Source organism: Carboxylicivirga sp. (assembly GCF_982718395.1).
Window position 1 is genome coordinate 1 of sequence record NZ_CEXQWX010000023.1, and the last position, 25,492, is coordinate 25,492.

The window sequence follows — 25,492 nt, forward strand, 5'->3', positions numbered from 1 at the left end:
ACAGGTCCTTTTCGGAAGAATTCTTCCATTTGAACCTTCACTACTAAATCATGAAACTTCGAAAATTCAGGTATTTCATCTAGTCGTTCAATTATTGGCGGCCCAATATCGTTTGGTCCTTCTGAATAATATTTATCAAATTCCTTTTCACAATTGTAAAAAGTTAATGCACAAAACACCATCAGAACAAACAACCTAAACCTTCTTGCTTGTATATTTTTCATAACAAAAATGATAATTGCTATATTAATTAGTTCATTACAATTCTTACTGACTCAACTACATCTCCTTGCGTCACTTTGACTAAATACACTCCTTTAGCTATTCGGGGCATTGAAATAGTAAATTGACCATCCCCTTTATTGATCAGCCTTTTTTGCTGTTTTATTAACTGTCCCTGCAATGAGTATATATTCACCATACACGAACCAGCCGGTGCATTGTTATACAAAATATTAATGACTGAACCTGATTTCAAAACTGTTGGTGAAACGCTAAATTGCTTTACTCCACTGCTTTTTTCACTATCAGTATCTTCTTGCTCAGCTCCCTCTGCTTCACCTTCCTGATTCTCTGTATTGTTAGAATTTTCTTCATCATCCTTAATCGGTTCAGAGTTCATCCATACATCTCCGGTTGTACTTCTCACTGCCTGCCCGACATTAATGCCATCGGGGAATTTAACCACGCGCTGAACTTTCTTTGTTTCACCTGACTTCAGAGTCATTGTAAATACCAGATTGGTAAAAAGTTGGTTCTGCAACGGATCAGCTATCCAAAAATCATACTCCTCATCATCGGTTAATTGTGCAAACATAATAAGCGGGCAATCGGCTTCTAATGACAGATTAGGCATAACCTCACATTTACAAGCTTTTGTAAATACGATACCAAACTGCTGTTTAGTTTTATGGTAGACAACCTGCACTGAATCACTATTCGATAATATTTCAATTGGATTGTTTTCAACTAACTCAACAAAACCAGACTCACTTATGGTAGGCACAACCATATAGGCATATGAAGCATTATCGGGTACTCTGCCATGATTAATTCCGAGTTCTAAAACAGATGCATAACTTACGTATGGAATTGTATAGTCGTTATCTTCCTGCTTGATTCTCCAAGATCCATTAAGGATATCCCAGGAACCACGTCTGTTTTTCACGTTAATTTCTAAATTATTCCCTCCTTGCTCAGGGAAAACGATGTATCCCTTATTATTATGATATACCCATCCTCTTTGGTTCAGTTCAACGGCAACTTCACTATTCTCTGTATTTGCTGAAATAGAATTAATTTCTTCACCATTTCCCTGATAAATAACATTAGTAGCTAGCAGATCTTGATCTAACGTGGTATATACTGATGAAGCCAGTTCACTTTTCCGCTTTTTAATGCTATTACCTAAAGCCACAGTAGCTTCATCAAATACAAAGTAACTCTTATATGCGTTAACATTACCAAGTCCGTCACGGTCGTAATAAAACGAAGCCACTGCACTGGTTCCATTACAAACTCCTCCTGAAAAATTATTGTTGCTTTTACCTTCTGTTCCTAAGATATTAACCGGCCACTGTTCCATATCTTCAATTACCTGGGCCGTTGTTCCGGGCAGACGCCTAAAATCATGATACACACGGCCATAATAATCGAGTTCTGTTCCAAAAAAATAGGTAGTTCCATCTCCCAATAAATGATTAAATTCCCCGTTTATAGAGTCTTTACCAGCTTCAGGAGCACCTGTACGGCTTGATGGCATATTAATGGACACATTGTACCTGGCTGAGTTTTTGATTAACACGTTTGAGTTCCAGAAGTACTTAACTGAATCTATTGAGTAATATTCATTACTCAAATTAGAATACATATCAACAAGCTCCTGATTACGATTTAAAAGTACATTATTAATAAAAGCTTCTTCGCGTACGTCGTTCACCAACCTGCTAATCTGACCAGCATTGGCAGATACATTATTGTCGCTTGACTGCTGACCTGTCAGGTTATATGGAACCACTCCCATCCAGTTTAACCACTGCATGCCTTCCAGCAAAGAATTGCCCAACAACTGATAGTGCTCAGGATGCAATTTCCAAGGTGTACGTCGTGTTGCTCTTCCATAGTCCAACATGTCGTCAACCCATAATACACCGTACTTATGAAGGTTCCATTGCCCGCCACTGTAGTTGTTCATGTGAAAAGAACCATCCGGTTTCCAACCGCCAGGATAAACCTCAGAGTTATTAACTTGTACCTTAGCATCGGCAACAACTGCATCATAAACCATGAAAGCATCATCAATATTATTGGTTACAGCTGCCAATGCCATCGTTCCAAAAAGACGGGCTGAGAGATTAGTTCCCTGATGGTTTTGGAAAACATCTTGTCCATCACCATTCCAGCAATACAAGTTAAACTGACGAACTTTCTCAAGAAGCGTTTTTACTTCTTCTTGCTTTTCTTCATCATTTTCCAGATCATCCATCATATCGTAATACAACGACAACATAATTGCACCCAGATCGTTAGCCCAATCATATATAGCTTTATCTTCCTCCCATTCCTTTGGCTTATTGTCAAGCCAAAAAGAAATCATCTTATACATTTTGTGGCGTGCTTCAACGCGCTTACGACGACGGTACCTATCGTCAAAATACCATTTCGCTACTTCCTTGATCCGACCATCCAGTACAAGTGTCATGTAATCGGCATATTCATCAGAGTTATAACCCGGTTTGTCAAAAAAGCTACCATCCTCTTTCATTTCAATCAGTGCTCTTGCTGCACCAATATCGCTTCGTGGTGTTAAGTTAGCTCCTCTCATATTGGCTATTACATCGCTAAAATGATTGGAAACCCTTTCTCTTTCCACAATAAATTCGACAATAACCTGATTACTTTTAACCTGATCTTTTTGAACTAACACTGGTACAAACAAGCGTCCGCTAAAATCATCGTGGGGTAATATGGTATTAGCTGTTACAGAGTAATTACTTCCTGTTTCAACTACAAGTTGCCAGTTATCAGGTGAATCAACATTACTAATTTCAAATTGATCAATGTTAAGTTCATATTCTGTTTCAAGCGGAATATCAATTCTGGCTTTGTTTTTAAGAGCTAAAACTGCTATATCATTAGTCTGTGTATTAAAGTCTTCGCTTTTAATAAGGCTTATATTTTCGGCTTCATCCTGAGCAAGCAGATAGAGGTGGTAGTTTTTACCAACACTAAGTCCATCAATTTGATACGTCATAACTGCGTCTGCATCCAAGTATTCGAAAGATCCGCTTACAATTCCTCTTTCTCCGGAAATAACACCTTCAAACGATGGTGGTATTTCATCAGGATGTTGAATTGTATAAAAAACATTGGCTCCTTCGTCAACTGCAACCTCAATATTAAGTCCGGTATTAGAAGTGCTTGTAACATTTAAGCTCGTGATAGTTGGCGCAATAATATCTTCGTTAGCTGTTAACACCTCGAATTTCAACACATCTGTCATGTTATCAGCCATGTCTGTTCCCAATATGTAAAGTGCATATCCGGTGTTTTGCTCCAGATCATAGAATCCTTCACTAATAACATTTGTATTATCTTGTTCAAACAACTTACCATCCCGCTGCAAATCGTCAATGGACGGAGCTGCACTATCTGCCAATTTATGCAATAGGTAAAAGTAACCTGGCTCAGACATTTCAATATCAGCTATAAAACTATGATTTTGAATATCATTAAACTGCACATTAAATCCAGGCGGATTCAAATCTTCCACTGGTGTTGTAAAACTATCAACACTACGAACTCCTGTGCGGTTTCCACTGGCATCAACCAGGCCTACAAAAAGATGATAATCGGTTTCTGCACTCAGGTCATTAACCACAAAGGTTTGTGTATTCTGGATTGATTCATAGTTATAAGTACCATACTTAAGTGCTCCGGTTCCTGCTAACAGGTCATCAAATGAAGGGGTGTAACTATCATCGTTATATAAGCCAAATACAACTTCACATACTTCGTTACTCACAACATCAAAAAACAACTTATTATGCAACACCCTCTGAATGCTCAGGTTGCTTATTTCCGGTGCATTTAGATCAGGCAAATGATAAAACAAAAGTTCTTCTATATCATATGAGTCAGTGCCTCCATTTATACTTCGAAATGCGATGGATATTTCATTACCCAAATAGCCTGATAAATCTAACTTTTCTGTGTTAAAGAAACCACCTCCATCATCATGTGCGAATCTGCCTTTTGAATAATCTTCCCATTGATAATCGTCTACTGAAGTACCTTCTGTATAGGCTTGTCTGCTTACCTTGATCTGAATTCCCTGAGGCCCATTCTTACCCCCTAAAGCTGAACTAAAACTAAAAAATGCATCTTCAGAATTACGAAGGTCAATACCTTTGGTTATAAGCCATACGTTTTCAACTTCTGAGGCTCTTGTATATCCTCTACGATACGACCATTTATCAGATGAACTAGGCGACAAATTGTAATGATCGGTGTTTTCTCCCGTGCGACTAATATTAATATCTGCAAGCTCCTCCACAGCCTCATTAACATTCCTGGTAACAGATGCTTCAATCACCTGCATCCCATAAGCATTAGCAGTAACGGGTGTATAATATCGTACTCCAACATAAACGCTACGTTTACCTGCGTATGAGCTTAAATCAGCAGTGACCCATGTGTTTGTTGAAGGTGTCAGATTTATTTCTTCTGCTGTCAATACCTCTTCCCAATCACCTGGCATAACAGTAACTCCTGGCTGAGCACCGGGAAAATTTTCAGAAACATGTACCGAAAGTACATTAGCTTCCCCTTCTTGCTGACAATACATTGAGAACTCAGGACTTTCTGCCTTTAATAAATCGAAGGGACCAAATACAATCCAATCTTCTGCTTCTGCATAATTGCCATCATTATTGCCAAGTGAATTGTTGTAGACCAATCTTCTTCCATCATTTTGGAAATCCCATGTTGAACCATGTCCTTTTATGTCCAAAATATCGTATCCTTCATTTGCATTAAAAATTTTGAAGTAGTCTACGTAAGCTTTCTCCTGAGCACCTACTAAACTAGCCAAGCTAAATAATACAACACTTACAATAAGAACTATAATGCGAATATTCATAACTACTGAATTGTTATTGCAAAATCATTTTTAAGTTATCTGTTAATTTTTCCTTTTTTTTACACCAATTAACACTTGCAAAAGAAACTCTAATTGGACTAAAGCAGAGCTAAAATCGTACAGAATTGGTAAGAAAAAATACACTGGTCTTGTAATGAGAAAATTACAAGTAACTCCAAACCATCATTGAAGACAAATTATTGTTTGTCCGTCAGAGATTATTGGTATTCTTCGACCACATTTCCATTTCATTTATTAATTCAACCACAAGTGTATCTTCAAAATCTACCGGCAAGTTATTTATTTGACATGGGTCATTTCAATTATTATAAAAACGGGGTTAGTCTTAGTTGTATTACGTTTGAATTAGCAATTTTAATAATATTCAATGCTCGTCACTTTACCTATATACTTTACGCAAGTAAAATTTGCGTCTCAACCATCCATGTTATTTTACTATACCAGATACATGAAAGTTGCTTATTATCTGATGCGATTTATAAATCCGAAAGCCAAACCATCCTTTATTAAGAGGGGTATCATCTTTATACTCAAAGATAGTTATTCCATCTCGAATGTACTTAACCAGTCCATTATCAGCAATAAGCTGAACAGTATAAGTGTGATTGGGTGTCAATAGAACATCAGGTGACGTTAAATCATGCTCTGCCAACAATGGGCGTTCGAAAATCCCATTGTAACGGCGAAAACGTGTACGCGTGTTATTATGACCTCCGCATCCAACATAGTACAGTTCCATCTCATGATATTGCTTAAATTGTCCGGTTCGGTTATGACCTTTAAAAAACAAGTTTTCTTTGTTTTTGGGATCAGAGGCCATCCAAAAAACATTCATATCCGACACTCTATCATATGGGCCATTGGCATCAATAACATTGATGTCATATTGAATCTTCAAAGGCCCTTGAAGCTCCGGTTTAAACCATAAAGTACATCCGCCAGAGTCCAGAACTTCTATTCCCTTATCAGAAAAAAGCACCTGACCTCCGGGTTGCTGCTCAACTTCCCAAAAACTGGTATCAAACAAAACCTGACTATCATACAGTTTCCTTTCTGACGGCCCATTACAAGCTAAGAATATTCCCAGTGTACAAATTAGGAATGTAATTTCTATTTTCCTATTCATCTTCACTTTTCTCATTATAGCTCACATTCTCAGACACATTTTCCGACTCACTCTTTTGTCCGGATTCCTCTCCATATTTTGACGGTGATATGCCATAATGTTCTCTGAAACACCTGCTAAAATAACGAGGTGTGCTAAAACCTACTGCATATGCAATCTCCGATACATTTAATTCTGGCTGCCCCATTAACATATCTGCAGCTTTTTTCAGTCTGATTGATAAAATAAACTCATTTGGCGTTTGTCCTGTAACACCTTTAATCTTAGAATACAGTCGTGTTCGCCCAAGCCCAACTTCTTTAGCAAAATCATTCACATCAAAATCTGTATCATCAATATGTTGTTCAACAACTTCACGCGCTTTTTCCAAGAGCTTGTGATCTATGGCATTATTAACGACTTCTTTTACATCAACAGATGGATTACTCTTGAATTTTTGCTGAGTCAGCCACCTGTTCTGTAACAAGTTTTTCACCCTGGCTCTGAGCAACTTCACATTAAAAGGCTTGGTTACATAGTCGTCAGCACCGGTTTCAATCCCTTCAATTTTATATTCCATGGCTGTTCGTGCCGTCAACAGAATAATTGGTATGTGACTGGTTTGTACATTACGCTTAAGTTTGGCGCACAATTGTGTACCTGATAGCTTAGGCATCATTACATCCGAGATGATCAGATCAGGTTGCTTTTCTATTGCCAGACTAAGCCCTTGTTCACCATCTGATGCATCAATTATATTATAGGAAGAGGCAAAAATATCAATCAACATATGACGTGCTTCATTATTATCCTCAACAATCAATAAGGTTGGTGCATTATCGCTTACGGGCTCTTCCTTAATATCAGTCTGATAATCATGAGGAATTACTGTAATTTTATCTTCCGTTACAGGCAACTCTTCAACCAACTCACTTTCTTCAAAATGCTTATTCCCTTTTTTTAATCTGACAGTAAATTCTGTTCCAACGCCTTCTTCTCCATTCACCAAAACTTCACCATGATGTTTTTGGATGATACCTTTACACAAGGCCAAACCAATTCCAGTACCCTGACCACTTGTTTTGCCTTTAAATTTGTCAATCTGATAATAACGGTCAAATATCTTTTCCTGATCCTGTTTTGACATACCAGGACCATTGTCTTTAATGTTAATATCAATAAAAGTGGTTTGCTCAACAACATCAAGCGAAACCTTTCCAGCCCCGTTATCCACAACCTTAAAGGCATTCGATAGGATATTATAAAACACCTTCTCCATCTGTTTTTTATCAAACCATAGTGACAGAGAATCAGACGGAGAATTAAATGAATACTCAAGCTTATGAAACTGGGAATACTCTACAAATGATTGGAATATTTCATCAAGAAAACCAGCCACCTTATATTCACTCACTTTTAATTTCAAGAATCCTTGTTCTAACTTCCTAAAATCGAGAAGTTCAGTAACCAGGCTATTCAAGCGATTGGCATTACCATTAATAGTCAATAGTTTTTTATATATACGCGCTGAAGTTTTTGCATCCTCCAATATTGTTTCCAATGTGCCGGTTATCAAGGTTAAAGGAGTTCTGAACTCATGTGAAATATTTGTAAAGAATCGCAGTTTTGACTGGTGCAAATCGTTCATTTGTTCCTTCTCTCTTTTTTCAGCTTTTAAGCTATCCTCTAAACGCACACGACTCAAGTAAAACTGGTTAATCCATAAAATTACTAAGACGACGGTGATGAGGTACGCCAAGTAAGCATACCATGTTTTATAGATTGGCGGATGAACAACGATTTTAAGATTTTTCTCATCAACAATCGAATTATCATTACTACTTCGCACTCTTACTTTAAAGGTATATGTTCCGGCATCCAGGTTTGTATAAGTTACAGAAGCCTGATTACCGGCTTTAACCCATTCTTCATTAAATCCATCTAACTTATATTCATACGTTGTGGGATTCGTGGTAATATAATTACAGGCAGAATAGTTAATTGTAAAGATATCCTGATTCGGGTTAAGATTTATTTCACCTGTAAAAGGCATATCAAACTTAAGCAGAGCCGTTTTGTCCATTGGTACTACCTGATTGTTATTAACCTGTAAAGATGAAATCAATAGATTAAAGCGGCCTACTGTTTTTAGCAAGTCTTCCTCATTAAACGAAATCAATCCGTTAATTCCTCCAACAAAAACTTCACCTTTATTACTTAAATATAAAGCGCCTTCATTTAGTTCATGTAAAGGAAACCCATTACTCTGCTCATACGTATAAAAATGTTCGTTTTCAACATCATAACGAACTAAACCCTTACTTGTTGCCACCCATAGGTACCCAAACCTTGACTCTTCTATACCGTAAATAAAATTACTTGGCAACTGATTTTTTTCCTGAGAATAATTTATAAAACGATCCTGCTTACGAATATATTGATTAAGTCCTCCTCCTAATGTTCCAACCCACAATCTAAATTGGTGATCCTCAAATATGCAATGAATAGAATTACTGCTAATGGAATTGTTTACTTCTTCATCTGTATACCTCTTTAGTTCTTTTGTTTTAGGATTATAAACACAAAGGCCATTTCGCTCAGTACCAACCCACAACAACCCAAAACTATCTTCAAACATGCAAAATATAACATCTCCGATTGTATTTGCAATACCGGCATCCTTAATAAATGGCTCAAAAGTTCGTTTTTTAAAGTCAAATTTTATAATTCCCTCATGTGTTCCCAGTAAGTAATAATCCTCAAATGAAATTATGGATGTGATGATATCAGAAGGAATCGAAGTCGAATCATTTTTATTATGGCGGTAACTTGTAAAGCTTCTTGATTGCAGATCAAGAACATTCATACCTCCTAAATGAGTACCTATTAATAAGTGATTTTTACCCGCCAACAATAACGCCTTAATATTATTACTCGATAATCCGTCACTACCTTCCTCATGTAAAAAATGATCAAAAGTTTGTGTTTTCTGATTAAAATAATCCAAACCTCCTCCTTCTGTAGCTATCCAAAGGTTTTTATCATTATCCTCCAGTATCTTACCAATAACATGATAGTTAACCCCAGACTTACTGTTTTTTGAAACGGGAAACTGCTGATAAATATGATAGTCAGGATTATAATAGCTGACGCCGCCAAAATAGGTTCCTACCCAAATGGTTCCCTGATAGTCTTTTAAAAAACAATAAACGCTGTTGTGTGACAGACTCTTTGGGTTATTATCCGACTGCCTGAAATTATTAATTTGAAGGGATTCTCCGTTTATAATACTTAAACCCAGAAATGTTCCGACCCAAATATTACCTTTTGTATCTTCAACAAGGTCACGAATAATATTATTGACCAACGAGCCAGAACTACCATCATGTCTGAAATGTCGTATAATTTTATTCTGACGATTAAGCAACATCAACCCATCATCTGCTGTCCCAACCCAAATACGTTTTTTTGAGTCAGTATACACCTTAGTCACCTTCTCGCCTAATACTTTAGTTGACAAATCATTATCCTTATCATATCTATATAATCCATCATCAGAACAAATCCATAATATACCAGCATTATCTACCGACATGCTATGCACAGAAGTGTTATTCTCCAGAATCTTTTCTTTTAAGGTAAATCCCTTTAATTCAGGATTCAACTCAAATAAACCACGACTGGTTCCAACTAACAACTTATTGTCATATGGCAGTATTGATAACACACCATTAAAAGCATATTGCTCAAACTGAAGTGTTTTGATATTTAAACGAGAAACTCCACGGTTGGTAGCAGCCCATATATATTGTCCGTCCCTTTCCAATCGACGGATATTATGCCCAAGAATGGAATTCGCGTCTCCTCTTTTAGGTCGAAAAGTTTTTGTCTGCGTTCCGTCAAAAACATTCAAGCCATCACGAGTGCCAATCCAGATACGCCCATGTTCATCCTGCAATAATGAAGTGACTGAAACCTGGGACAAGCCACTTTCCAAACCCAGATGTTCAAATGCAACAGATTGAGCGTGCCCTAAAATAGTACTAATACAGAAACAAAAAATTATAAACCAATACCTCATTACGAATTCATTTTATCCCTTTAACATTTCCCGACTTAAGCTGACTACAAAGGAATATTACTACACAAAATATTAATCCAAAATAGTTCATTATGATGACAAAATCGTACACGCATGCTATGAAACACCCTTCGTTTTTGATTGATTTTCAAACATTAACCTAATGCCTGTACAATCGTAGCCACTTCCACATACTTAAGTATATGTATTATAAGCAATTAGGATAGCTATATTTGTCATTAGGAAATAACGTAAAAAGTAGAAGTTTAAGTATTTTAAATATCATCAAATGAAAAAATATTCATTCAGTTTAGCTATTTTATTTGCAGTATTATTCTTTACGGCTTGTGAGACTAAACATACAGATTCCAAGTATGAGGAGTTGGATTTTGCAGTGGAGCAAACCCACTTGTTATTGCAAGAGTCGTATAACGCTGATAAAATTCCACGTACTATTGACGAAAAGGGCGAGATGCATTGGACGAGAGAAGGCTTTGACTGGACCGAAGGTTTCTTCCCAGGCACATGCTGGTATTTATTTGATTATACCAAGGACGAAAAATGGCAGAAAGCAGCAGAATACTTTCAAAACAAATATGAAAATCATCGTTTAATGCCATACTATCATGATTTAGGTTTTGTGTTTAATTGTTCGTACGGAAATGGCTACCGCCTCACAGGTAATGAGCATTTTAAACAAGTGTTAATTGAAGCTGGTAATACTCTTATTGGAAGATATAATCCAAACGTTGGTTGTATTCAATCCTGGGATGTTGATAAAGGTTGGCAATCAAAGAGAGGTTGGGAATTTCCGGTTATCATTGACAACATGATGAACCTGGAGCTTTTATTCGAGTTGAGTAAAATTACCGGTAATAAAAAATATGAGGCTGTTGCAATTTCTCATGCTAACACGACACTCAAACATCATTTCAGAGATGATATGAGTTCCTACCACGTTGTTGATTACGATAGTATTACAGGAACTGTACGCAATAAACACACCGCTCAAGGATTTGCACATGAGTCTGAATGGGCACGTGGTCAGGCATGGGGCATTTATGGATATACGATTTGCTACCGCTACACCAAGAATCCGGATTACTTGCGTCAGGCCGAAAAAATTGCAGACTATATTATTAATCACCCTGTTCTTCCAAAGGATAAAATTCCTTACTGGGATTATGATGCAGCTAAAATTCCTAACGAACCCAGAGATGCTTCTGCAGCCGCCATCACGGCTTCAGCATTTGTAGAATTAGATATTTATTCAAACAAAAATTACCTGGAAGAAGCAAAGGCAATCGTTAATAACTTATCTTCGGAACATTATCGTGCTGAAAAAGGTAAAAATCATAACTTTATCCTGATGCATAGTGTAGGTAGCATACCGCATAACAACGAGATTGACGTACCATTAAATTATGCTGATTATTATTATATTGAGGCATTACTACGTTTGAGAGCATTAGATATGAAAAGTTCAATACATTATGCCCAATCGAATTAATTAAAAGAACCATGTTAAAATTCTCATTAATAATTAAAGCCATTGTAATTACAATGGCTTTTTTTGCTTGTAGCTCACCAAAACAAAAAGTACCTAAAAAACCTAATCTGGTCTATGTTTTTCCAGATCAGATGCGCAAGCAGGCTATGAACTTTTGGGATACACCCGAATTTAAAGGCTCTATCAGAACCAAAGCCGATCCTGTTAAAACACCTCAACTAGATAGTTTTGCCAAAGAAGCAGCCGTATTAACCAATGCAGTCAGCAACTGCCCTTTATGCAGTCCGCACAGGGGGAGTTTATTCAGTGGCTTATATCCTGGTAAGTCAGGCGTTTCATTGAATTGTAATGCAGATCGTCCCATTAGTTCACTTCGTGAGGATGCTGTTTGTATTAGCGATGTATTGAGCGAGGAAGGATATAACCTGGCCTATTTTGGCAAATGGCATCTGGATTTTCCTACACCTAACGATCCGGCTAATCTAGGAAATTATGTTGATCCAAGAAGACCTGCTTGGGATACTTATTCGCCAAAAGAGAAACGTCATGGGTTTGATTACTGGTATTCATACGGCACCTGGGATGTGCATAAAGACCCACACTATTACGATACTGATGGTAACCGCTATGATCCAAAGGAGTGGTCACCCAAACATGAAGCAGATCAGGTCATATCCTATTTGAAAAACGAAAATGGACAGCGCGATAAAGCTAAACCATTTGCCATTTTTGTATCGATGAACCCACCTCATAATCCATACAATTCGATTGATGATTGTTTGGAGGAAGACTATGAGCATTACAAAAACATACCTCTTGATGAATTATTGCATCGTGATAACGCTAACCCTGAGATGCCTAAAGCAAAATCAGCTCCATTTTATTTTGCAAATGTAACCGGTGTAGATCGTGAATTCGGTCGTATTATACAGCAATTAAAGGATATGGGTGAATACGATAATACCATCGTTGTATTTTCTTCCGATCATGGCGAAACTATGTGCAGCCAGAATATTAAGGATCCTAAAAACAGTATTTATACTGAAGCCTTTGAGGTACCATTTTTAATTAAGTGGCCAGAACTTAAAAAAGGCTTTACTGACAATTTACTACTTGGCACACCTGATATTATGCCTACTTTGCTTGGTTTTATGGGATATGCAAATAAGATACCCAATGAAGTACAAGGAGTTAATTATGCCAATACGCTAAAGAAAGAAACTGAAAACAACCGTCCAAAATCAGCATTATACATCAGAAACATAAATGGAATAAAAGACGACCAGGGACTAGTACAAAGTTATTTCCCGGTTGCAAGAGGCATTAAAACGCACCGTTATACACTTGAATTAGTGATTGACAAGCAACATCAGTTAAAATCTACCAAATTCTTTGACGATGACAAGGATCCTTACCAAATGCAAAACTTATTGGTTGATAAAAATGACCCTATTGTAAAAGAATTATTGGCAGAAATGGCTTATTGGTTAGAGCATAGCGATGATCCTTGGTATAGTAAGAAAGTATTAAGTGATTGGATAGGTTACGAGAACTCTTCAAATCGTTAATTCTGAAGTTAGGAAGTATAGCGCATACTTTAATACTTATCCGATTAATAAGAACGATATGCATATTCATCGGATAAGTTAGTAATATCAACCATCAATAAGATTCTCATCATCAAAGAATATTTCTATCCGCATTTGAAACTTCCTAAGCATCTCAAAGATGCTTAGGAAGTAAGTGCATGCCTTAATACTTATAAAATGAGTAAAACAATACGCAAATATTCATCGGTTAAGTTTACTCTTATAGTTTGGCGGATTGCTATTAAAAAAGTCATTGTACTCCTGGAAAAACTCAACTCCTAAAAACTCAGGTAAAGCAGCCAAACCCAGAAGCATACAGGCATAGTCTACTCCTTCCACTTTGGATGGACGCCAGTTGAGGTCGCTATAACTGTATTTCCAAAGAATATAGTCGCCTCCATCAGAAATACCTTCACGAGCGGGTAAAGCCACCTTACCTAATCCCCGTGGGTCGCGATAAATAGCTATCAGGTCTTTACGGACCAGATCCGGCAACACAGGTGAATAACCTGCCATGGCACTTAAGGCCACATTTTTGCCCTTATTTCTGTCTCGATCAGTGTCAATATGCTCAATGCGACAAATTCGATCTACAGTATAGCCCTCTACTAGCTTACCATTCCGTTCCCGCAAACCAACTCCTGCAGTTGTTCCCCATTCATAAGGTTTCTTGCCCATCAAATCCAGATCATGACGATCATTCCACCAGGCACGATCGGCCAAAGCTGCCTGACGCATGGCTTCCTGATAGTGTGGATTAACAGAGAACTCATGAACAAACAGGTAGTTGAACATGAACGTAAAGTTGGACGTAAATTCTTTCGACACCGCATGATCTGTCATAACGTGAAATTCCTGACCATCTTTGGATTGGTAAGTGGCCATGGGTAATGATTCCGGGTTACCATACCATTTGTTCCATAATTTAACAGCTGGTTCATTTTTCTTTTTAGCCTGATTCTTAGCTAACCAAGCTACCACCATATACTCATTAAATGGCAAGGTCCAACTATCTACTGCGGGCCCCTCTTCGGTCATTTTTAAAGCTATATGGCCTTTTTGCCAGTCGCCTATAAACTGGGACTGATCTACCAAGCTATATAGTTCATCGGCATATTTGGCTATTTGTTCGTTATGGTAAAAGTATCGTTTGGCAAACAAGGCTCCTGATATCATTAAATCTGTATCAATGGGACTCCAGTCATCACCTATGGCTTTACCAGTGTTGATATCGTAAAAGTGAATAAAACAATCCTGCGCCGTTCGGGCAAGTTTGACTCCTCTATCGTTATGTCCCAAAACAGATTGGAGGGTTTCAATTATCTCCTCTTCGGCAGTATTGGTCCAGCCCATTTCCGTTGCCACACATTGTGCTACCAATCCCATTCCAATATTAGCAGCCGAGCCCCTGTTGGTTTCTCCATTGGAACTTACATAATCGTGATAGAGACCATTATCAGCTCTCAACATCTGGTAAAACTTCACTGTATTCTGCAACAGTTCTTCCAGTATTTCGTGATCCGTTTTTTGCGATCTGGCTTCTACAAGTCCTAAGAGGACTGCGAATAATATAATTAGTTTCTTCATGTTTTAAGTTTAATTGTTCTATTTCATCAACTGAGGTTTTGTTTTTTGGGATATTCCATTTTCGTTAAACGCCTCAATTGAAATATAGTAAGATGTTCCACGATCAAAGCTGCGCATGAAGTGCTCTGTATCACCATATATCAACCAGGAATGGTACAATTTATCGGGTGCAATGCCCCAGCGAATATTGTAGCCTTGTGCCCCTTTCACGGGCTTCCAGCTAAATGAAGCATCTCTTCGATCTTCCTGCCTTTCCACCACAAAATCTTTCACCTTTGACGGTTTGGCCCCATCACCTAACCCAAATACTCTGATTTCTGACATGGCAAGATTACGACCCGGCACTTCAATATTTTTGTATCGTACAGATTTGGCTTTCACTGGTATACTCAGAGGAATGTATGCGTTGGGGGCATCTTTATAGCTGTTGCTCCAATCTACAATGGTTTCCCAGTTCCTGCCGTCAAGTGAAGCTTCAATTGTGAAACGGTGACGTAATCCATCAGTACGCGTGTAAATTCCAGCCTCATGATCATGAAAGTTTAGTTGCAATGCATAGATATTACCTATATTTTTCATTTCAATTTCCACCCATTGCTGATCATCGTTTGCCTCAGCTACCCAATAGGATTTTGGGCTTTCATCGGTGAGTACTTTCGATAGCAATTTACCATTATCAGAATATTCAGTTTCCATTACTTCAATGTCAAATTCACCATCGTCAGCAGTACTTTTGGATATTTGCAATGCCGAACTTGATACTGTGGTTTTACCTTTGTATGACAACAACATCCAGCCATTGTGCTCACCTGCTTTGGTTGGATGATTAGGTGCAAATCGCGGATAATCGCCATAATGGGTGTTGCTGTGCATTATACCTTCAGCATCAAAATAGGTAGGAAACATGCACAAACGTCGTTCCCAATGTGAATTGGATGCCAGGGCCATGGTGCCAAAATGCCAATATTGATCATTAACAGCCTTAAGTGTCATGCCATGACCTGCTCCATTTGTAAATCCACCTGGCTTGAAGCTAATGGGGTTACCTTCCATATACTCAAAAGGCCCTTCTGGCGAATCGCCAATATAGGCTCCATCGGCATATACATTAAACTGTGTTCCCGGAGCTGCATATTGCAGGTAGTATTTACCGTTGTGCTTGGTCATTGAAGCTCCTTCAAGGTAACCTTGCTTAATGGTGGGGTGAAAGTTATTTTCTCCGAACCTCTCCCATCCATGTTCGTCCTCGTTTAGTGTGATAAGCTCTTTGGGTTCTCCCACCTGAATCATGCGGTCATCCTTATCCAGTTGCTTTACTTTAATGGGATACACATTGGATGATCCCCAGTAAAGGTACGTTTTTCCGTCATCATCGATAAATAACTCTGAATCCTGAATATTGTGAGTGATGGACGCAGTCGGCGTCCATTTACCCGATTTCGGATCATCGGTGTACAAAATACTACCATAGCCTGCAGGATTACCAGCCAGGTAAATCACTGAATCTTTATAATTGAAAGCTGTAGGTGCATTGGAACCCTCGAAATACCATTGTACGGGTCTGATAAAATCCCAATTAACCAGATCGGTTGAATGCCAGTAACCAAAGGAACGGGTTACAAACATGTAGTACTCACCACGGAATTCCACCACTGCGGGATCGGCACCCGAACGGTAGGAAATATTCTTATGGGCATTGTAAATCATGTAGGTATAATCAATATCAAGCGGATTACAATAGGTTTGTGGAACCACCTCCTGAGCTTTAGTTGATGAACTATATATCAAAACCAAACTTAGTACTACTGCATTCAATATTTTCTTCATAATCTCAAATTTAAATTCTCCAATTTATTTCAGGTATTTATCCGGTACACGATACTTTATAATTAAACTATCCAATTGTACATGCATATCTTCTCTTACATCAAAATAACTTTCATCATCGTAAACGTTACTCATCTCGTGTGGATCAAGCTTCAAATCATATAACTCATAAATATTGTCTTTATAGAAATGTATTAATTTGTAGCGCTTTGTTTTGACTCCATTATGAGCTTTTACACTATGAATGCCGGGATACTCATAAAAGTGATAATAAAGTGATTCCCGCCAGTTATGGTTATTGGTTTGTTTGGTCATTAAAGGTAAGAAAGATTCTCCATGCATCTCCTCAGGTACATCAAGATTCAGCATATCCAGGAAGGATGGAGCAAAATCAATATTTTGAGTCAATCCGCTAATTGCCTGTGTGTGCCCTAATCGGGGATGTCTGATCACCAAAGGCATTCTGAAAGATTCTTCATACATCCATCGTTTATCGAACCAACCATGCTCACCCAGGAAAAATCCCTGATCGGAGGTATAAACAATGATCGTATTATCCAGCAGTCCTTTTTGTTCGAGGTATTCATATATTTCACCAACACTATCATCAACAGAACGGACGCATGCCAGGTAATCCTGTAAATATCTCTGAAGTTTCCAGATCGCTTTTTCTTCTTCCGTTCTGGATGTCAAGTAGTAGTCATCGTTACGTTCGCGATAAGCTTCTAAAAAAGTTTCTCTCTCCTGCTCGGTCATACGGCCAAAAAACACATGGGGCCAACGATCATATAATAAGGAATCGCTACCAACACCAGTAACCATTTTAAGATCATGTCCTTCATAAGCATCTCGGTAGATATTCATTTCCTGACCAGCTGCTGCTATCCGTCCTTCATAATCATCAAAATAGGATTCAGGAACAGGAAAAGTTACATCTTCAAACAATCTGTAATACTTCTCAGCAGGCACCCAATTGCGATGAGGTGCTTTATGTTGCATCATCATAAAAAAGGGCTTATCCTCATTACGATTCTCCAACCAATCTTTTATAAAATCAGTAATCAGATCGGTGACATATCCCATCACCTGTTTAGTTGTATCCTTAGTAATAAAGTCGGGATTATTATACTCGCCCTGGTCGTTTAGAATGTTGTAATGATCGAATCCAACAGGTTCACTTACTAAATGCCACTTACCAACAATTGCTGTTTCATAGCCTTCCTCTTGCAACAAACGGGGCAATGTTAATTGATGACCATTGAATTTTGTACCATCATTTTTCATGAACCCATTGGCATGTGAATGTTTTCCTGTTAAAACTGTTGCGCGACTTGGACCACATAAAGAATTGGCACAATAATTCTCCAAGAACAGAGTGCCTTCGTTAGCTAATCGATCGATATTAGGTGTAGGAGCTAATTTCCCGATTGGATGCCCGTAAGCACTTAATGCCTGCATTGCATGATCATCTGTCATTATGAATAAAATATTCATCGGCTTTTCATCCTCATCAGATGAATTATGCGAACGACAAGCCACTGTTAAAAAGGGTATAAGTGTTAAATATATTATTTTCTTAAAATACCTCATAATTATACGATTACTGGTTAAAATAGAAGCAACTCCATACAGTAATTGATTAGAAGCGCCCGAAGTATAATTGCTTCGGGGCACTTTTCATCCTCTTAATTAAAGAAGAACTGTGTTTTATTACTTTCATCATCAGAACTACTTGCTATCCACAGATTAAAGTTTCCGGCTTCCACTGTTGGCAGCATATCCACACCTATAAACTCAATGGTTTGTTCATCAATGACGAATTCAACTGTTCTAGTTTCTCCTTTTTTAAGAGTGATCTTTTCGAAATCTTTCAATTCCTTAACGGGGCGGGTGACAGATGCCACTTTATTTTGGATATATAATTGAACGATCTCTTCTCCATCATAATTACCTGTATTTGTAATGTCGATTGAGGCTTTTATAGAACCTCCTTTTTCAAATTTGTTCTTATCCAGTTTCAGATTTGAATATTCAAAGTTGGTGTATGACAAACCATGCCCGAAAGCAAACAATGGTGTGTTTTCAACATCAATATAATTGGATCGGTAATCAGCCGGTGCATCGTCATTAAAAGGACGTCCGGTGTTCTTCTCATTATAAAATATTGGTACCTGACCAACATTACGGGGAAATGTCATCACCAGCTTGGCTGAAGGGTTATAATCGCCTGAAAGCACATCGGCTACTGCATGACCTGCCATTAAACCCGGATACCATGCTTCAACAATGGCATCAACATTTTCAGCTTCCCAGGACAGATCCAGAGGACGTCCGTTAAAAAGAACCAACACAATAGGCTTACCTGTTTTCTTTAATTCTTTCAGAAGTTCGCGCTGGTTACCTGGTAAGGTAATGTCTGTGCGGCTGGCAGCTTCGCCTGACCAATGATAATTTTCTCCCATAGCCACCAAAACAACATCACTCTGTTTCGCAACATTAATGGCTTCGGCAAACCCTTTTTTATCAGGCACATTGACAGTTGATACTTTTTCGGTATTACGATCTATAAGTGGAAGTGTGGTTCCCTGAGCATATTCAAATCTCATATTGCTCCCGGCATATTTAGCTTCCAAACCTTCGCGTAATGTTACTGACTTATTTCTATCGCCTTTGATTGCCCATTCTCCATTTAAACTTTCACGCTCATCAACAAAAGGCCCGATAAGAGCAACACGTTTACCGGCATCTTTTTTAAGTGGTAATACTTCATTATCATTTTGTAATAAAACAATTGACTTTTGTGCTGCCTTATGAGCCAGTTCAATATAATCATCGTTCATCATTACTGCTTTTTCTCTTTCCACATCACAATAACGGAATGGATCATCAAACAAACCAAGTAAGAATTTCATCTCAAGGATACGAGCCACAGCAATATCAATCTGATTTTCTGAAACTTCATCTTCCTCAACCAATTCCTGTAAGTGAGTCACAAAGGCTTCACTTATCATATCCATATCAATTCCTGCATCTAGACTAAGCTTAGCTGCATGCTTCAGATCTTTTGCATAACCATGAGGTATTAATTCCATAATGGCAGTATAATCCGTTACAACCATTCCGTTGAATCTCCACTGATCACGCAATACATCCTGATATAAGTACTTATTACCAGTACATGGTATTCCATTCAAATCGTTAAAAGCTGTCATAAAGGATGCTACACCTTCATCAATAGCTGCCTGAAATGGAGGATAATACGTTTCGTGTAAACTTCTTTCTGAAACATCAACTGTGTGATAGTCACGACCAGCCTGACCTGCACCATACCCAACAAAATGCTTGGCCGTTGCCATCATAGTATTACCTTTTGCAAAATCTGTGTAGTCTTCAATTCCCTGAAAGCCTTTAACCCGTGCTCTTGCAATCAGTGAAGCTAAATAAACATCTTCTCCGGCACCTTCCATAACACGTCCCCAACGAGGATCGGTTGACATATCGATCATGGGTGCAAAGTTCCATGCAACACCCGATGCTGTTGCTTCATCAGCGGCAGCTCTCGCTGTTTTTTCCATTAACTCTAAATCCCATGAACATGCTTCAGCCAAAGGAATCGGAAAGGTGGTTTCCAAACCATGAATTACATCAGCGGCAAATAACATTGGAATTTTTAAGCGCGAATGTTCTAAGTTTTGTTCCTGTAACATCCGTATATGTTCAGCTCCAAATACATTAAACGTACTGCCAATCATGCCCTTCCTGAGGTATTCGCCTGATTGAGTTTCACTGACCTCACCTGTAGCTGCAAAGTTTCCCGAATATTGATTCATCTGACCAATCTTTTCTTGCAAGGTCATTAATGAAAGTACGGAGTCAACCTTATGCTCAATCACTTTATCGCCACTATAACTATTCCAACCGGGAACAGGCGATTCATTAATAGTATTACAGGCCGCCAGAGCTATAACGGATATTGACAAGGCTCCTAAATACTTTATATTTCGTATTATACTCTTCATAATCAACACTTTTTATTACATGACAATAATCTCTTAACAACTAAATCAGAGTAAAACAAGAGGTGTCGTAACCTCTTGTTTTATAACCTAATATCAGTCTTTTATCGGCCCAGTCAGATTAGGATTCAGATCCTCCTGAAACAGAGGAATTGGCAAAAACTCATGCTTACCTGTCTCAAAGCCGTCCAATACACTTGCTGCTTTGCCCGTTCGCACCAGATCAAAGAAGCGGTTACCCCACTCAACGGATAGCTCAGCTTTTCGCTCATCCAGAATATCATCAAGGTTGATTCCAAACATCGGATTCATTCCTGCTCGCTCTCTAACTTCATTAAAAGGTGTTTCAGGATCACCGCCAACTTGTACCTTTGCCTCTGCGTTCATTAGTAATACATCAGAATAGCGCAGAATACGAATATTGTTATTTGATCCATAGTCGTTTCTACCCGGAGTCATCTGATCTTTTGGCAAATAAGCCTTACCATTATAATGTGCTTTTATTTCCATGTAGTTCGGCTCAAAAATTTCAATCTCATCACCGGCTGGTGTTGTAGCTCCTGATTCCAAAACAGCCACATCCCAACGAACATCTTCATCTCTTTCCTGCATGAAATCAAGGAATTCAGGGCGTAGTAACATAAAGCCCCATCCGCTTATAGGTGCCGGATTGTTTCGTGGTCCCTGATGCTGAAACCAAGCCCCGCCATATACTTGCTGACCATCTCCATTACCGAAATCTGTGAATTGCAGTTCATAAAGTGATTCGGGCGCTAACTTACCTGGCACTTTGAACAAATTGTAGTAATCATTGTAAAGATGCAGACCTGCTCCATCAATAATCTGATCTGTTAAAGATCTGACCGTATTATAATCACCTTCCATAAGGGCCACTTTGGCTTTTAGAGCCATAGCTGTATACTTGGTAACGGCTCCTTTATTACCTCCCTGCGTTTCAGGTAAATGATCGATACAAAAATCTAACTCTTCGTGTATATAAGTCCTCACAGATTCAACACTATTACGATAAGGTTGATAGGGTATCCCATATGTAATATCATCAGGGTTAATAATTGGTACATTTCCCCAAAGGTTACTAATGAAGTAGTAGGCTAATGCACGATGAAAGACTATTTCTGCATCGTATTGATCTGCCAGATCCAAATCATCAGTCGATTCCAAATGATCTCTGAATTTCTCGATCAGTTCCTGGTTATCATGTGTCGCAAAAACCAGTTTATAAAGAGCCACCCAACTATTGTTTAATGCCCAAAAACCTTTGGCTTGTCCATAATTAAATTGCTCCAAAAACAGGTATTCACCTTGGTCACTTTCTGATGATCCACCTTTTGTTACTTCATCTCCCCGAACATTTAACAAAGGCCACATCTCCCATTGAGCAAGACGTTCGCGTGCCATGGCATAAACACCTGAAACTGGCCCGTACATCTGGCTTTTATCTGTAAAATCAATATCATCAGTTGGAACTTCTCCTTCTTGTACAATGTCTAACCAATCATTACAAGAAGTTAATATTATCAACCCTATAAAAAGGGCAGTGAATTTATTTAGTGATTTCATAATAACTTATTTTAGCTTATTAGAAATTAATCTTTACTCCTACTGAAACAACTGCTGGAACAGGGTAAACGGAGTAATCAATACCGCCAGCTACCTCAGGTGTAAAACCGTTCGATGAGAAGAAAGTGTAGGGTCTGTCTACATTCAGATAAACCTGAGATGCACCTAAACCTACTTTCTCCATTACATTCTTTGGAATATCGTATGATAAGCGAACATTCTGAATTCTAAAATATGATCCATCTTCAAGGAAGAAGTCATTCATCCGGCCTGTATTCCAAGGGTTATATAAACCTTCTGCTGATGGTGAGCTATTGGTTGAACCTGGTCCTGTCCATACACCGTTTGCCAGATTAGCATCTACATTATTAGCCGGATGCTTGTTAATGTCAGCTCTACGACGATTAAAAATAGTTGCTCCATGCACTCCCTGGAATGTTGCCGCCAGAGTAAATCGTTTATAACCAACAGCCATATTAATTCCGTAAGTAAAATCAGGATTTGGATCGCCCAATAACATACGATCATTATCATCAATAACGCCATCACCATTAGCATCTACGTATCTGAAATCACCTGGCCTTAAATTATTAGCCCGTGCAATTGGACAAGCATCAATCTCTGCTTGTGTCTGGTAAACACCATCGGTTTTCCATCCATAGAACGAATATAAAGGACTTCCAACATAAGAACGCATTGGGAACTCTGCTTCGCCGGTCTGCAAATATGGTTCACCTGACAGATCGGTTACACGGTTCTTAATAGTTGTAATATTAGCGCCAATTGAATAACGGAAGTCACTGCCAATCTTATCCGACCAGTTAACAGCCACCTCAACTCCTGAGTTTCTTACTGATCCGGCATTCTGCAACAGACTACCATTACCCATTGGCAATGTTGTCCATATAACCATATTGCGTGTTTCACGATTATAATAATCAGCTTCGATATTCAATCGATAGTCGAACATTTTGGCTTCAATACCAATGTTTCTTTCATCAACTAACTCCCATTCCAGGTCAGTAAAAATTCGATTGTTGATCATACCTGGTACTAATGAACCTCCAAAAATTCCTGAGCTACCAAGATCACCTCCGGCAATGGAACCAAAGGCACTATTTGCCGGCACACGGTCATTACCTAATAATCCCCATGAAGCACGTACTTTTAAATAATCAACGCTTGCATTGCTAAGTCCTGCAGCAAAATCTTCCTGTGAAACAACCCAACCGGCACCAACTGAAGGAAAATAGCCCCATTTCTGCTGATACTTAGAAGAACCATCTGCCCGCATTGTAAGTGATAGCAGATATTTATGCTGATAATCATATGAGAGGCGAGTAAATACGGACATACCTCTGAATCGCTGCCCTCCATCATCTGATGTACGTGTATCTGCAATACCAGAACTCAAATAGTCCCTGTTAGTTACTCCCTGTGCAGTACCATTTAACCATCGGTAGTTTTCTTCCCTTACAGATATACCTCCCATAGATGTCAGGTTATGATCACCCCAACTGTTTCTCCAGGTTACTGTATTATCCCACACATAATCATAGTTCCAATTGGTTGTTTTACTTAAGGAATTCAGTACCTGTTGCGTATCGCCAACCTTGTATTCCGGAATAAATTCTGATGCAGCTCCATAGCGGAAGTCCATATTCATAGCTGAACGGAAAACGATATCATGACTTTCAAAAGGTCTTAATTCTGCATATATATTCGGCATGAAACGTGTAATATCCGAGGTATTATCACCATGATAATATGCTCTTGCTACAGGATTGGTATAATATGTATTGTATCCCAGGTTATGCGGATTGGCAAATGATTTTGGAAAAGATTCTCCATCGGCCAGATTATCATCATAAACCTTGTACATCGGGTTATTTACATATGCCTGAAACCATGCTTGTTCATCATCAATCATCCTTTTTTCGCGGGTCAGTACTGTACCAAAGCCAACTTTTAACTTTGACGAAACATCATAATCTACTTTACCCCTGAGGTTAATTCGATCATAGTATCCTGTTGCATCCATTATACCATCCTGACCAAAATACCCAAGACTAAATGCATAAGCCGATTTTTCGTTACCGCCTGATAATGAAACATTATGATTTTGAATTGGTGCAGAACTCTTTATTAAATGATCATACCAATCTGTTGATACTCCGGGAATGCCGTTTGATCCACCCCAGCGGGCAATAGCTGCATCAACATATTGCTCATTTCCTGAAGCTCGCATCAACATAGCATACTGCTCCGAATTCGCCATATCCAGTCGTTGAGTAACAGTTTGCAAACCATAGTAACCGTCATAGGTCACCTGCATTTCGCGATTCTTTGAGCCACTTTTCGTTGTTATTAAAACCACTCCGTTGGCAGCCCGTACACCATAAATGGCAGCTGCAGAAGCATCTTTCAGTACTGACATTGTTTCAATGTCATTGGGATTTAAAAAGTTAATATCATCCAAAAACATTCCATCTACCACATAAAGTGGGTTTGAATCCTGAATTGATCCCACACCACGAATACTCACCTGAGGACCCTCACCAGGAACTCCTGAATTAACAATTGTCACACCTGCTACTTTGCCTTGAACTGCTTCCATTGCAGAAGATGCATTCATAGATGTAATTTCCTCGGCAGATATGGTTGCAATGGGTGAAGTCAGATCTTTTGATTTACTTGTTCCATAACCAATAACTACAACTTCCTCTAAATCACTTGCATCATCATCCAAAGTAATTTCGAAGTAATCATTGCTTCCAACTTTTATTTCCTGACTTTGCATGCCAATAAATGACACCAGCAGTGTCTCACTATCCAATACATTGTCGAGCATAAACTGCCCTTCAAAATTAGTGGCAGTACCTTTTGTCGTACCTTTAACTACAACACTTGCGCCCGGAAGCCCAAAGCCAGAGCCATCACGTACGATTCCGGTTACTGTTTTTGCATCTTGTGCTATGGCAATATGACCAATCAACCAAAATGCTATTAATATTCGTTTAATCATAACAATTGAT

The 25,492-nt window shown here is 38.5% G+C and carries 12 protein-coding genes; 2 read left to right on the forward strand and 10 right to left on the reverse strand.

Annotated elements, in window-relative coordinates:
- The 4 genes from AC4MRQ_RS06635 to AC4MRQ_RS06650 all read right to left on the reverse strand — a co-directional run.
- On the reverse strand, positions 1–224 hold a 224-nt coding region (locus tag AC4MRQ_RS06635), incomplete at its 3' end, for a hypothetical protein (RefSeq protein ID WP_491196874.1).
- A 26-nt stretch (positions 225–250) separates the two neighbouring features.
- Positions 251–5,140 carry a polysaccharide lyase family 8 super-sandwich domain-containing protein gene (locus AC4MRQ_RS06640; protein ID WP_491196875.1) on the reverse strand — a complete coding sequence of 1,630 codons (4,890 nt, stop codon included), beginning with the start codon at positions 5,138–5,140 and terminating at the stop codon, positions 251–253.
- 448 nt (positions 5,141–5,588) lie between these two features.
- Complete coding sequence (locus AC4MRQ_RS06645; protein ID WP_491196876.1) at positions 5,589–6,287, reverse strand: DUF6250 domain-containing protein; 699 nt, start codon at positions 6,285–6,287, stop codon at positions 5,589–5,591.
- Positions 6,280–10,347 (reverse strand): two-component regulator propeller domain-containing protein, encoded by a 4,068-nt coding sequence (locus AC4MRQ_RS06650; protein ID WP_491196877.1) that lies wholly within the window; start codon positions 10,345–10,347, stop codon positions 6,280–6,282. Before AC4MRQ_RS06650 ends, AC4MRQ_RS06645 begins: the two co-directional genes overlap by 8 nt.
- A gap of 289 nt (positions 10,348–10,636) precedes the next feature.
- Between AC4MRQ_RS06650 and AC4MRQ_RS06655 the strand changes: the two genes are divergently transcribed.
- Entirely contained in the window at positions 10,637–11,857 is a 1,221-nt protein-coding gene (locus AC4MRQ_RS06655; protein ID WP_491196878.1) for a glycoside hydrolase family 88 protein, read from the forward strand.
- An 11-nt stretch (positions 11,858–11,868) separates the two neighbouring features.
- The gene (locus AC4MRQ_RS06660; RefSeq protein ID WP_491196879.1) at positions 11,869–13,425 is read left to right on the forward strand and encodes a sulfatase family protein; all 1,557 of its coding nucleotides are present in this window, start codon (positions 11,869–11,871) and stop codon (positions 13,423–13,425) included.
- Positions 13,426–13,647: 222 nt separating this feature from the next.
- Here the strand turns inward: AC4MRQ_RS06660 and AC4MRQ_RS06665 are convergent, their stop codons facing one another.
- From AC4MRQ_RS06665 to AC4MRQ_RS06690, 6 genes are all read right to left on the reverse strand, one after another.
- Entirely contained in the window at positions 13,648–15,033 is a 1,386-nt protein-coding gene (locus AC4MRQ_RS06665; protein WP_491196880.1) for a hypothetical protein, read from the reverse strand.
- A gap of 18 nt (positions 15,034–15,051) precedes the next feature.
- Positions 15,052–16,860 (reverse strand): family 43 glycosylhydrolase, encoded by a 1,809-nt coding sequence (locus tag AC4MRQ_RS06670; protein WP_491196881.1) that lies wholly within the window; start codon positions 16,858–16,860, stop codon positions 15,052–15,054.
- 24 nt (positions 16,861–16,884) lie between these two features.
- A complete protein-coding gene (locus tag AC4MRQ_RS06675) occupies positions 16,885–18,450 on the reverse strand; it encodes a sulfatase family protein (RefSeq protein ID WP_491196882.1) in 1,566 nt (521 codons plus the stop codon).
- A gap of 95 nt (positions 18,451–18,545) precedes the next feature.
- Positions 18,546–20,879, reverse strand: a complete 2,334-nt coding sequence (gene bglX / locus AC4MRQ_RS06680; protein ID WP_491196883.1) for a beta-glucosidase BglX — start codon at positions 20,877–20,879, stop codon at positions 18,546–18,548.
- A 93-nt stretch (positions 20,880–20,972) separates the two neighbouring features.
- Complete coding sequence (locus tag AC4MRQ_RS06685; protein WP_491196884.1) at positions 20,973–22,457, reverse strand: RagB/SusD family nutrient uptake outer membrane protein; 1,485 nt, start codon at positions 22,455–22,457, stop codon at positions 20,973–20,975.
- A 19-nt stretch (positions 22,458–22,476) separates the two neighbouring features.
- Positions 22,477–25,482, reverse strand: coding sequence for a SusC/RagA family TonB-linked outer membrane protein (locus tag AC4MRQ_RS06690; RefSeq protein ID WP_491196885.1), 3,006 nt, complete (start codon positions 25,480–25,482; stop codon positions 22,477–22,479).
- Positions 25,483–25,492: the final 10 nt, after the last annotated feature.